This is a genomic window from Pantoea deleyi (genome assembly GCF_022647325.1).
Taxonomy (GTDB): Bacteria; Pseudomonadota; Gammaproteobacteria; order Enterobacterales; family Enterobacteriaceae; genus Pantoea; species Pantoea deleyi.
The window spans coordinates 3206019-3217326 of record NZ_CP071405.1 but is presented as its reverse complement, the minus strand read 5'-3'; the positions used below and the strand labels follow the sequence as shown (position 1 = coordinate 3217326).

12 protein-coding genes are annotated in these 11308 nt (G+C 59.8%); 4 read left to right on the top strand and 8 right to left on the bottom strand.

The window, feature by feature from the left end; genetic code table 11:
* The first annotated feature begins 13 nt into the window (after window positions 1-13).
* Window positions 14-391: a protein YacL gene (gene yacL, locus J1C59_RS15275; RefSeq protein WP_128084287.1), complete on the top strand. Its 378-nt coding sequence runs from the start codon at window positions 14-16 to the stop codon at window positions 389-391.
* A gap of 36 nt (window positions 392-427) precedes the next feature.
* Here yacL and J1C59_RS15270 read toward each other — a convergent pair whose 3' ends face one another.
* The 5 genes from J1C59_RS15270 to J1C59_RS15250 form a co-directional block, all read right to left on the bottom strand.
* Window positions 428-1111, bottom strand: a complete 684-nt coding sequence (locus J1C59_RS15270; RefSeq protein WP_140917020.1) for an SDR family NAD(P)-dependent oxidoreductase — start codon at window positions 1109-1111, stop codon at window positions 428-430.
* Entirely contained in the window at window positions 1108-2310 is a 1203-nt protein-coding gene (locus J1C59_RS15265) for a sialidase family protein (protein WP_128086761.1), read from the bottom strand. Before J1C59_RS15265 ends, J1C59_RS15270 begins: the two co-directional genes overlap by 4 nt.
* A gap of 1 nt (window position 2311) precedes the next feature.
* Entirely contained in the window at window positions 2312-3727 is a 1416-nt protein-coding gene (locus J1C59_RS15260; protein WP_140917044.1) for a sodium:solute symporter family protein, read from the bottom strand.
* A gap of 79 nt (window positions 3728-3806) precedes the next feature.
* The gene (locus J1C59_RS15255) at window positions 3807-4691 is read right to left on the bottom strand and encodes a dihydrodipicolinate synthase family protein (RefSeq protein WP_128086762.1); all 885 of its coding nucleotides are present in this window, start codon (window positions 4689-4691) and stop codon (window positions 3807-3809) included.
* An 8-nt stretch (window positions 4692-4699) separates the two neighbouring features.
* Entirely contained in the window at window positions 4700-5851 is a 1152-nt protein-coding gene (locus J1C59_RS15250) for an iron-containing alcohol dehydrogenase (RefSeq protein WP_128086763.1), read from the bottom strand.
* Between the two features lie 188 nt (window positions 5852-6039).
* Here J1C59_RS15250 and dtnK point away from each other — a divergent pair, with 188 nt between their 5' ends.
* From dtnK to J1C59_RS15235, 3 genes are read left to right on the top strand one after another with little or no spacing between them, the layout of a single operon-like run.
* Complete coding sequence (gene dtnK, locus J1C59_RS15245) at window positions 6040-7296, top strand: D-threonate kinase (RefSeq protein WP_140917019.1); 1257 nt, start codon at window positions 6040-6042, stop codon at window positions 7294-7296.
* Complete coding sequence (locus J1C59_RS15240; protein WP_128086772.1) at window positions 7289-8269, top strand: D-threonate 4-phosphate dehydrogenase; 981 nt, start codon at window positions 7289-7291, stop codon at window positions 8267-8269. Before dtnK ends, J1C59_RS15240 begins: the two co-directional genes overlap by 8 nt.
* Window positions 8270-8275: 6 nt before the next feature.
* A complete protein-coding gene (locus tag J1C59_RS15235) occupies window positions 8276-9040 on the top strand; it encodes a DeoR/GlpR family DNA-binding transcription regulator (protein ID WP_128086771.1) in 765 nt (254 codons plus the stop codon).
* Window positions 9041-9083: 43 nt separating this feature from the next.
* Here the strand turns inward: J1C59_RS15235 and speD are convergent, their stop codons facing one another.
* The 3 genes from speD to J1C59_RS15220 form a co-directional block, all read right to left on the bottom strand.
* The gene (gene speD / locus J1C59_RS15230) at window positions 9084-9893 is read right to left on the bottom strand and encodes an adenosylmethionine decarboxylase (protein WP_128086770.1); all 810 of its coding nucleotides are present in this window, start codon (window positions 9891-9893) and stop codon (window positions 9084-9086) included.
* 28 nt (window positions 9894-9921) lie between these two features.
* Complete coding sequence (gene speE / locus J1C59_RS15225) at window positions 9922-10785, bottom strand: polyamine aminopropyltransferase (RefSeq protein WP_128086769.1); 864 nt, start codon at window positions 10783-10785, stop codon at window positions 9922-9924.
* Between the two features lie 102 nt (window positions 10786-10887).
* Window positions 10888-11235, bottom strand: a complete 348-nt coding sequence (locus J1C59_RS15220; protein ID WP_111140856.1) for a YacC family pilotin-like protein — start codon at window positions 11233-11235, stop codon at window positions 10888-10890.
* Between the last annotated feature and the right edge of the window lie 73 nt (window positions 11236-11308).

Genomic DNA, 11308 nt, shown 5'->3' with positions numbered 1-11308 from the left:
AGAGGAACGGGCGATGGAATATGAATTTTTACGCGATGTGACCGGACAGATTAAGGTCCGCATGTCGATGGATCATGAAGCGGTCGGCCACTGGTTCAACGAAGAGGTTAAAAACGATCCGGGCCTGCTGGATGAAGTCGAAGCCGCCATCGAAGATGTCAGAGGCAGCGTACGCCAGTGGCAGCGCATCGGCAGCGAGTACACCATCCTGCTGGATGAGGAAGAGGTGATGATTCGCGCCAATCTGCTGGCCCTGGAAGATGATGGCATGGAGGAGGGGATGAACTACTACGACGAAGAGAGCCTCTCGTTCTGCGGCATTGAAGACTTTCTGCTGGTGATCGCCGCCTATCGCCAGTTCGTTAATCAGTACGGTAAGCCTGTCCGGTGATCACAGCCGGGCGACCTGCGTCACCCGGCCTGTGCGTTAACTCAGCGACGCGCCGCCGCACATCACCAGCTGCTGGCCGGTGATCGCCGCCGCCGCCGGAGAGAGCAGGAAATCGACCAGTCCGGCGACCTCCTCCGGCTGAATGTAGCGGCCGATCGGCGGCAGGCGGGGCGGTGAACTGGCCCGGCCTGGCTGCTGCAGCATCGGCGTTTCGGTGGCACCGGGCGCCACGATGTTCGCCGTGATGCCGCGCGGCGCCAGCTCTGCCGCCCAGCTGCGGACCATGCCGATCATCGCCGACTTGGTCGCCACATACTGACTGCGGCCCGCCGCGCCGCCTGACGTGCGACTGCCCAGCAGTACGATCCTGCCGCCCGCGTGCATCTGCGGCGCAAAGTGATTCGCCAGCTGTTCAGCGGCGGCAACATGCAGCCGCCACAGGCGTGCGCTGGCCTCGCCGTCCAGCTCTCCCAGCGGCGCGGCCTGCATCATGCCTGCTGCGTGAACCACCGCCTGCGGCACGGGCAGACGCTCCAGTAATGCCTGCAATGCTGCGCTGTCGCTGATATCGACCTGGTGACTCTGCCAGCCGCTTTCGGTCCGGTTGATGGCCGAACGGCTCAGGCCGGTTACCTGCCAGCCCGCCGTGAGCAGGCGCTCCGCAATCGCCTGGCCGATGCCGGAGCTGGCTCCGGTCACCAGCGCCATCCGTGCGATCACGCGTCACCTCCCTGTACCCAGGACTCCCCGACCCGCACATACTTAATCGCCTGACGATACCAGGTGTAGGCGATATGCAGTTCGCCGTTCACCCCCTGCTTGATGCTGGGGTAGGAGAATTCACGGTTCAGCTTCTGCTGGGAGTTATTGGTCATGCAGTAGCCATCGCCCTCGTCCAGATTGCGCTGCAGTGGCCAGCTTTTACCGCCATCCGTAGAGATCGCCAGCGTCATTGGTGCGCGTGGTGCGCCCCAGAAGGCGGTGCGACCGCTCTGCACCACCGGTTCGGCAGCGACCGCCACGTCACCTTCAGCCGCCTCTTCATCATCTTCGATCTCGTCATAGAGCGACAGCCGCCGCTCTTTAGCGCCCTCTGCGCTCATGGCGTTGAACACCAGCGCCAGATGACCGTTGCGCAGCGTGGTGACCTGAATCGAGGAGTTATTGTTGGGCAGCGACAGCGGTTCCGGCGCGCTCCAGCTCTCACCCTGATCGAATGAGCGGCTCTGATAGATATGGTCGGCCCAGCGGCTGCGGTAGAGCGCCAGCAGGGAGCCATCCTCCAGCAGCGTGACGTTCATGTGCACGCAGCCGGTGCTGTCAGGCACGCTGACGTCGCGCCAGCTGCGGCCTTTATCTTCCGAGATTTTGACCGCGCTGACGTCATAGCTGCCGACCCATTTCTCTCCGGGCCGCGTCAGGCAGTAAAAGACCGGCAGCAGCCAGTTGCCGTTGGGCAGCACCACGATCGGCTGGCGAATAAAGGTGCCGGGTTTATCCAGCAGGGTGCGGATTTCGCCCCAGCTCTGGCCCAGATCGTGAGACTGGCGATAGCGGACGATCGCGGTGTCCTGATTGCCCGACTTCTGCGCTGTCCAGAGCAGCCACAGCACCTGATCAGGATCGAGGAACAGCACCGGGTTCTGTTCGGATCGGCCCGGATCGTCAGAGAGTTTCTCTGCGTCACTCCAGCGATCGCTGCCCTTTTTCAGTCGTGAGCACCAGACAGAGATATCGGCGATCCCCTCCTGTGTGCCGCCAAACCAGACGCAGAGCAGATCGCCATCGGGCAGCGGCAGCAGGTTAGCTGCGTGGTTCTGCGGGCAGGGGGAAGGCAGCATCGCAACCTGCTGCGCGCTATCCTGCGGGTGCGGCGCAAGCTGGCCGTTGCGTTCTGCGGTGACGGTTTCCTGAGTCATATTAGGCTCCACTTTTTTGTGCATTGTGTTGCGGTTGAGGCTGAGACTGACGTGACGGAATGCAGCGGTCAATCACCATAATGATGGCCGGGGTAATCAGCGCCACATACATATTGTCGATACCGAAAGGGTTACCCATCAGGAACCAGACGGAGGTGACCAGACAGGCGCCAATCAGACCGGCATTTGCGCCACGCGTGCTCTTAAACCATGGCAGATAGAACGCCATGATGGCCACCACGGTGATCGACAGGCGAATCGCGCGGGTAAAGAAGGAGAGCTTCAATACTTCCGGGAAGAACAGGACAAACAGCAGCGGAAAGAAGCCGATACCGATCGAGATCCAGCGCGTGACCTTAAATTCGCGCTCCGGAGTGGGTTTGCGGTAGGGCACATAGAAATCTTTCACGACCAGCGAGGCGATAGCCAGGGCGACGGTGCCGACGCTGACGAAGATCGAGGCCACCAGCGAAGTGGTAACGATCCCGGCCAGCCACGGCGACATATCCTGCAGAAACACCGGCAGCGCATAGAGGCTTTTGATATCGGGATGAGCAAACTTCGCCGCCACGCCAATCAGCGCCATCGCCAGGCCGATAGGCAGACAGAAGATAAAGGCGATCCAGGTTGCGCGTTTCGCGGACTTCACATCTTTGGTGGAGGAGATCGCCTGGATCACAAACTGGGTACAGAAGATCGATCCCACGGTACCGATCAGCCAGGCGACAATGGTGCTGGCCCCGACATGCCCATCCCAGGTCCAGTAGAACGCCGGCATTTTCTCCATCATCGGCGCGACGCCACCGGTCATCTTCAGCGCCACATAGAGAATAATCAGGATCCCGGCGTACTTGATGGCGCTGTGCAGCAGCGTCACCCAGGCGACGCCTTTCATGCCGCCAAACGCGAAGTAGAAGGTACTGACCACCGCCGTGATAAAGGCCGCCTGGGTCAGATCGACTTTTAACACGGTGGAGATCGCCGCCGCGCCGCTGATGTAGTTACCGACGTTCACCAGCAGCAGCGCATAGATCATAATCAGCGAGATGATATTTTTGGTCGAGCTGCCATATTTCTCGGCGATCGCGCCGGAGATCGTGATCTTCCCGGTGTTATAAATGCGTTTGACCAGAATCAGGCCAAACAGCGGAAAACCAATCGCTGCGCCAATGACCGACCAGGAGGCGGCGAAGCCATCCTCAAAGGCCGCCTGTGCGGTGCCGATGGTGGATTTGGCCCCGATATACTCGGACATCAGCATGATGCCGACAATAAAGGCGGGCATGGCGCGCGAGCCTTCCATAAAGTCGCCGCTGGTTTTACTGCGCAGCCGCCAGGTCAGCCAGGTAGTGAACAGAATATAGGCGACCACCATGCCGACGATCAGTAAGGTGCTCTCAGTTGAAAATGATTTCATCATGACCTCGATTGTTCTGGCAGATGGCGACCATCAGGTTCGTTCTCATCTGACCGATAGTGTGCAAAGGCGATGGACGTTATTGCAGGTAGTGGTTCACGATTTGACGAATCTGCTGCTGCTCTTCGGCGCTGAACTGCACCGCATAGCGACTTTCACCGACCTCAAAGCCCTGCAGGCTGACCGCTTTTTTCACGGCGGCCGGTGAAAAACCGATGCTGTAGAGCGCGGTGCGCAGGCCGGTCACGCTCTCCTGCGCCTGATGCGAACCGGCGATGTCGCCGGCGCTGAAGCGCGCCCAGATCGCGTTGATCGCGTCGGGTGCCACATTAGCCAGCCCGGAAATCGACGCAGAACAGCCGTCAACGAATCCCTGATGGATCAGCGAATCCGGACCGTTCAGGACATCGAAACCTTCGCAGTCGGCAGTGGCCTGCAGAAATCCGCTCAGGCTCTCATAGCTGCCGGCAGAGTCTTTGATGCCGATGATGTTCGGGTGCGCCGCCAGCGTGCGCACCGTGTCGGGCTGCAGGGTGTTGCCGGTGCGTGCCGGGATGTTGTAGAGGAACAGCGGCACCGTGAGTGCATCCGCCACGCGCTGATAGTGGTCAATCAGCTCCTGCTGTTTCAGCGGAACAAACCACGGCGTGATCGCGGACACCGCATCCACGCCCAGGCGGCCAATCTGCTGGCCGAGCCGGATGGTTTCGCGGGTCGAAATCTCTCCGATATGCGCCACTACCGGCACCCGGCCGTTGACTTCATCGACGCAGGTCGTGGTGACGGCAATCTTCTCCTGCTCGTTCAGCACAAAGAATTCGCCGTTGGTGCCGCCGCAGAAGATCCCGTTACCGGCGTCGATCTGCCGTCTGACCTGCTCGCGCTGCTTCACCGGGTCAAAGGCCCCCTCCCGGTCGAAAGGGGTGACGATGGCCGTCAGAATGCCCTCTATTTTCTTATTCATAACAATCCTCAATTCGCCTGGCGGGAAGGAAACAGGGTGAGATAGATAGCGCGCACATCGTCGGCGCTGACACTCATCGGCACATTTTTCATCAGGCGCTGAACGTCGAGTGCTGCTTCCACCAGATAGGGCAGGTGATCCGGGCTGATGCCCAGCGCTTCGAGACTGGCAGGCAGCTGCAGCCGCTCAACCAGTGCGGTGAAGTACTCCACCAGCGCATGGGATTTCTCGTCGTCGCTTAAACGGCTGTCGGCATCGGGCAGCAGATCATAGGCCTGCGCGAACTTGCTCACCGCGGCCGGGCGGACGAATCGCATGCAGGGCGCCAGCAGAATGGCGTTGGCGACGCCGTGAGGCAGATGATATTTGCCGCCGAGCGGATAGGAGAGGGCGTGCACCAGATGGGTACCGGCATGGGCGATGGCCGCGCCGCCGTAGTAAGAGGCCCAGAGCATCTCCAGCCGCGCCTGTAAATTGTCTGGCTCGCGCAGCGTGGTTTCGAGACTGGCGAACAGCTTCTTCATGCCGGTGAGTGCATAGTTGTCGCTAACCGGATTGGCGACGTTGGCCGTGAAGCACTCAATCAGATGGCAGAGCGCATCAATGCCGGTCGAAGAGGCGATGTGGGCGGGCATGCTGGTGGTGAGTTCCGGCACCAGCGCCACCACATCCGGCAGCATCACCGGGGAAATAATACCGACTTTGGTCTCCTTCTCTGGGATAGCCAGAATCGCATTGGGGGTGGCTTCAGAACCGGTTCCGGCGGTGGTCGGGATCAGCAGCGAGCGGGTGCGGCGCTGCGGTTTTTCACCCGCCAGCAGGGCGTCGAGCGACGGCGCCGCGTCCAGGCAGAGTACCGAGAGCAGCTTCGCCACATCCAGAACGCTGCCACCGCCGATGCCGATCACCATATCGGCCTGCCGGTGGGGAAGCGCCGCCAGGATCGCAGCAACATCGTGCTGGCTCGGCTCTGGCGGGACGCTGTTGACCAGGCTGAGCTGCGGAATCCGATCCCGCAGTTGCCCCATCAGCGCCTGCACCGCCGGAATCGCCTCAATGTTTCGGTCCGTGACCACGACCGCTGCCGAGACGCCCTGCAGCAGATAGCCCATGTCGTTCAGCGCCTGATAGCCGCTGATCACCGTGCTGTTAATGTTCATTTCATCCCCTCTTTACTGTCGCGGCGGAGCACATGATTAATTTTGCTCAGCACAATGCGAATTCAGTCACTCTGTGTGGCTAAATTTATAAGGCATATCGATTTCGATTAATTTGAACTTGCTCACATATAATCAATCATGATTGAATATAATCAAATGCAAATGGCAGTCGCCTGACAGGAGTGAGGATGGGCTCATCAAGATGGAAAACCGCGGTACTGGTCATCGCCGATGACTTTACCGGTGCCAACGATGCGGGCAGCGGGCTGGCTCAGGCCTGTGCCCGCGTGCAGGTGCTCTTTGGCCTGGGGACGTCGGTGCCGGACGCAGCGGATGTGTTGGTGATCAGCACCGACAGCCGGGCCGTCAGTGCCGGGCAGGCGGCTGAGCGCGTCACGCAGGTGGTGCAGCACCATGCGGCACAGTTTCAGACAGGCTGGCTGTTTAAAAAGATCGACTCTACGCTGCGCGGCAACGTGGGTGCGGAAACGGCGGCGGCGCTGCGCGCCAGCGGCAAAACCCTGGCGCTGGTGGTACCGGCGGTGCCGCGACTGGGCCGCACCACGCGGCAGGGTTGCGTGTGGGTCGATCAGCGTTTGCTGACGGAGACCGAATTTGCCAGCGATCCCAAAACCCCGATCCGCAGCGCCCGCGTCCTCGATCAGATGCAGATCGAGGGCATGGAGATCGATCTCGCCACGCTGCGCAGCGATCGGCTCGATGCCGTGCTGGCCGCGGCGCAGGGCGTGGTAGTGGTGGATGCCGAAAACGAGGCCGATCTGGCGCGGCTGATTGCGGCGGCGGCGCAACTGCGCGAGAAGCCGCTGCTGGTCGGGGCTGCCGGATTAAGCGATGCGCTGGGCGCGGCGCTCTCGGTTCGCCCGGCCCGGCCGGTGCTGGCGGTGGTGGGATCGATGAGCGACAGCGCCCAGCAGCAGATCGCCGCCCTGCAGCAGCAGCGGGCCGTTGAGATCGTGGAGGTGGACATCACTCAGCTGTTTCAGCAGCCCGCCTGGCCGGAACGGGCGCGCTGGATCGCGCAGGCGGCCGACGCACTGCGGGCCGGTCGTCATACGGTGATCCGGACCTGCCAGCATCGCGCGCAGCGCCACGCGATCGAGGCGCTCTGCCAGCAGCACAGCCTGACGCGCCAGCAACTGGGTGAGGCGATCTGCGGCTTGCTCGGTGAGATGACCTTAAGCCTCTGCCGCGCCGCGCTGCCGCATGCGCTCTATCTGTCAGGAGGCGACGTGGCAATCGCCGTCGCTCAGGCGCTAGGCGCCAGCGGCTTCCATATTCAGGGTCTGGTGGCGGGCTGTGTGCCGCACGGGGTTCTGCTTAACAGTGAATTTACTCTGCCGGTGATGACCAAAGCGGGTGGCTTTGGTGATGCAAATACTCTGGTAGCAGCCATTGGTTTTATTGAGGAGAAGTCGAGTGAGTAAAATTATTGCGATCACCATGGGCGATCCGGCGGGCATCAGTCCGGAAATCATTATCAAGTCGCTCTCTGAAGGTGAGCTGAATGGCATTCCTGCCGTAGTGATTGGCTGTGCCAGCACGCTGCGCCGCATTATGGCGATGAACATCACGCCTCAGGCCGAATTGCGGGTGCTGGATCGGGTGCAGGATGCGCGCTTCGCGCCGGGCATTATCAACGTCATCGATGAGCCGCTGGCGGATCCCGCAGCCCTGAAACCTGGCGTGGTGCAGAAAGCGGCGGGAGATCTGGCGTGGCGCTGCGTGAAACGGGCCACCGAACTGGCGCTGGCGGGTGAGGTTCACGCCATTGCCACCGCACCGCTGAACAAAGAGGCGATGCATGCCGCCGGACATCTCTATCCGGGTCACACCGAACTGCTGGCGCACCTGACCGACACCAAAGATTACGCGATGGTGCTCTACACCGATAAGCTGAAAGTCATCCATGTCACGACCCACATCGCGCTGCGCAAATTCCTCGACACGCTGAACCAGACGCGCATCAAAACGGTGATTGGCATGGCGGATACCTTCCTGCGCCGTGTCGGTTATAGCGCCCCGCGCATCGCGGTCGCGGGGGTGAATCCTCACGCCGGGGAGAACGGGCTGTTCGGGGATGAGGAGATCACCACGGTTGCGCCCGCGATTCAGGCGATGAAGGCGCAGGGCGTGGACGTTTACGGGCCCTGCCCGCCGGACACAGTATTCCTGCAGTGCCAGGAGGGGTTGTATGACATGGTGGTGGCGATGTACCACGATCAGGGGCACATTCCGCTGAAGCTGCTGGGCTTCTATGATGGCGTCAATATCACCGCAGGCCTGCCGTTTATCCGCACCTCGGCGGACCACGGCACGGCGTTTGATATCGCCTGGACAGGTAAAGCGAAGTCTGACAGCATGGCGATCTCGATTAAACTCGCGATGCAGCTCGCTTAGGGAACTATGAACGGACAGAGCCGTCTTGACCAGATTATGGATTACCTCAAAAGCCATAATCTGGTGACTGTTGAGCAACTGGTCAGCGCCATCTCCGCCTCACCCGCCACGATTCGGCGCGATCTGATTAAGCTGGATAAAGAGGGCGTGATCAGCCGCAGCCATGGCGGCGTCACGCTGAATCGTTTTATTCCTGCGCAGCCCACCACGCTGGAGAAGATGCAGCGTAATCTGGCCGAAAAGCAGGCGATCGCGGCCTGCGCCGCCAGCTTCGTGCGTGCCGGGGATGCGGTTGTGCTGGATGCCGGCACCACCATGCTGGAGCTGGCGCGCCAGCTTACCCATCTGCCGCTGCGGGTGATCACCGCAGATCTGCACATTGCGCTGTTTCTGTCTGAGTTTAAGCAGATTGAAGTCACGATTATCGGCGGGCGGATCGACGACTCCAGCCAGTCGTGCGTCGGTGAGCATGGCCGCCGGCTGCTGCGCACGATCAACCCCGATATCGCCTTTGTCAGCTGTAACTCCTGGAGCCTGGAGCGCGGGATTACCACGCCCACCGAGGAGAAAGCGGGGCTGAAACACGATCTGCTGGCCAATGCGGCCCGGCGGGTGCTGCTGGCGGACAGCAGCAAATATGGCTCCTGGTCGCTGTTCTGCGCGTCACCGGTCGACGATCTGACCGATGTCGTGACCGACAGCCGGCTGGATGAGGCTGTCTGCCGCACGCTGCGCGAACGCGGGATTACGCTGACGCTGAGCGCCGGATAACCTGTACGCGCAGGTTACCCAGGGTAACGCTGCGCGTCTGATTTTACAGCGTCTTCAGTCCCACGGAGGGGATGTTTCTGCCGTAATAGATCTCACGCATCTCTTTCCACAGCAGGTCGGTAATGCGCTTGTGCTCCTGCGGCGTAAGATCGTCCGGACGGGTGTTGAACAGGTAGTGCTTCAGATCGAACTCTTTCAGCAACATCTTGGTATGGAAGATGTTTTCCTGATAAACATTCACATCCACCATGTCATACATCCCCTTCATATCCTCTGACATGAAGTTCTGAATCGAGTTGATCTCGTGATCGATAAAGTGCTTCATCCCCTTCACATCGCGGGTGAAACCGCGCACCCGGTAATCGACGGTGACGATATCGGACTCCAGCTGATGGATCAGGTAGTTCAGCGCCTTAAGCGGTGAGATCACGCCACAGGTCGAGACTTCAATGTCCGCACGGAAGGTGCACAGTCCGCCTTCCGGATGACTTTCCGGGTAGGTGTGCACGCAGATGTGACTTTTATCGAGATGGGCCACGACCGAATTGGGCAGCGGGCCAGGGTGCTCGGAGTTATCGATATCCCGGGGATCGATAGGCTCTTCGCTGACCAGAATCGTGACGCTGGCACCCTGCGGCTCATAATCCTGGCGTGCGATGTTCAGGACGTTAGCGCCGATAATAGAGCAGGTCTCCGTCAGGATTTCCGTCAGACGGTTAGCGTTATATTGTTCATCGATATAGGCGATGTAGCCATCGCGTTCCGCTTCAGTATTCGCATAGCAGATATCGTAAATACAAAAACTCAGGCTTTTCGTCAGGTTGTTGAAGCCATGTAGTTTTAGCTTTTGCAATTTCGTTCACCCCCTCAGAGATGCGTTATCAGCCTGCGGCAGATAACGCATTCAACAGATATTGCGGCAGGGCAAAGCTGCCGGTATGGATCGCTGGCGTGTAGTAACGGCAGCGCAGGCCCGCGTGCGCAAAGCGCGACTGCAGCGTGGCGACATCATGCTGACGCAGCGCCGGATTATCACTCGCCCAGGCAAAGGTCATGATGCCACCGTAATAGGTCGGGATCGCCGCCTGATAGAAGCTGACATCCGCAAAATAGTGCCCCAGCTTACGATGACTGTTCACGGCCTCATCCTGCTGCAGGAAGCAGACGCCATTCTGCGCCACAAAGATGCCATTTTCATTAAGGGCCGCTTTGCACCCCGCATAAAATTCCGACGTAAACAGGCTCTCGCCCGGCCCAATCGGGTCGGTGCAGTCAGAGATGATCACATCGAACTTCTCCTGCGTCTGATTAACGAAGTTAACCCCGTCATCAATCACCAGCGTAAAGCGCGGATCGTCATAGGCACCGGCGCTGTGGTTCGGCAGATACTGGCGGCAGAACGTCACGACGCCCGCGTCGATCTCCACCATGGTGATCTTTTCGACCTCCGGATGACACGAGACTTCGCGCAGCATGGCGCCGTCGCCGCCGCCGATGATCAGCACATGCTTCGCCGCGCCGTGAGCCAGCAGCGGAACGTGCGTCATCATTTCATGATAGATAAATTCGTCGCGTTCGGTGGTCTGCACGACGCCATCCAGCGCCATGACCCGGCCCATCGCCGCATTTTCGAAAATGATTAAATCCTGATGCGCAGTCTTCTCACGGTACAGCTCTTTATCCACCGTGAAATACTGGCCAAAACCGGTATGAAGGGTTTCATACCACGTCTCATTGTGGGCCATAGTGCTCTCCTCTGATGACATCGCCATGAAGATGGGCGGCACATGATAGCTAACAGTGACCGTGGTTGCACGGTCAATGTCCGGCTGCAGAGGGCGGGCGGGTTACCTGACGTAGGCCAGCAGGCTCAGTGAATCCCGGGCCAGAGACTTGCACTTTTTGTCGTTGGTAATGGCGATGCCGCTGAGATCGCGATAGCTCTCTTCGCCCAGCGCCTTCATGTTGTAATTGCTGTAGTTGCTTAAATCCCAGCGGTTCTGCTGAGCAAAAAAGACCAGCGCTTTGCGGATCTGCGCGTCCGGGAGATCCTGATAGCCGCAGTCATTCTTCAGATAAACGAAGACCGCCGTCAGATCGGCCAGATCTTCCGCTTCGGATTCGCTCAGGGCAAAGCTGGTGGAGGAGAAGCCAAGAAGTCCCGTCAACAGCAGGACCTTGATGCTTTGCTTCATAGTCATTCTCTTCAAGGGATATTGCTCATGACGTTAGCACAGTTGCTGTGAGGTTTTCGATTAATTTGCCGCG

Coding starts and splice junctions, on each gene's coding strand:
- yacL (WP_128084287.1), top strand. CDS start 14: ATGGAATATGAATTTTTACGCGATGTGACCGGACAGATTAAGGTCCGC.
- dtnK (WP_140917019.1), top strand. CDS start 6,040: ATGGGCTCATCAAGATGGAAAACCGCGGTACTGGTCATCGCCGATGAC.
- speE (WP_128086769.1), bottom strand. CDS start 10,785: ATGGCCCACAATGAGACGTGGTATGAAACCCTTCATACCGGTTTTGGC.
- J1C59_RS15265 (WP_128086761.1), bottom strand. CDS start 2,310: ATGACTCAGGAAACCGTCACCGCAGAACGCAACGGCCAGCTTGCGCCG.
- J1C59_RS15260 (WP_140917044.1), bottom strand. CDS start 3,727: ATGAAATCATTTTCAACTGAGAGCACCTTACTGATCGTCGGCATGGTG.
- J1C59_RS15250 (WP_128086763.1), bottom strand. CDS start 5,851: ATGAACATTAACAGCACGGTGATCAGCGGCTATCAGGCGCTGAACGAC.
- J1C59_RS15255 (WP_128086762.1), bottom strand. CDS start 4,691: ATGAATAAGAAAATAGAGGGCATTCTGACGGCCATCGTCACCCCTTTC.
- J1C59_RS15235 (WP_128086771.1), top strand. CDS start 8,276: ATGAACGGACAGAGCCGTCTTGACCAGATTATGGATTACCTCAAAAGC.
- J1C59_RS15220 (WP_111140856.1), bottom strand. CDS start 11,235: ATGAAGCAAAGCATCAAGGTCCTGCTGTTGACGGGACTTCTTGGCTTC.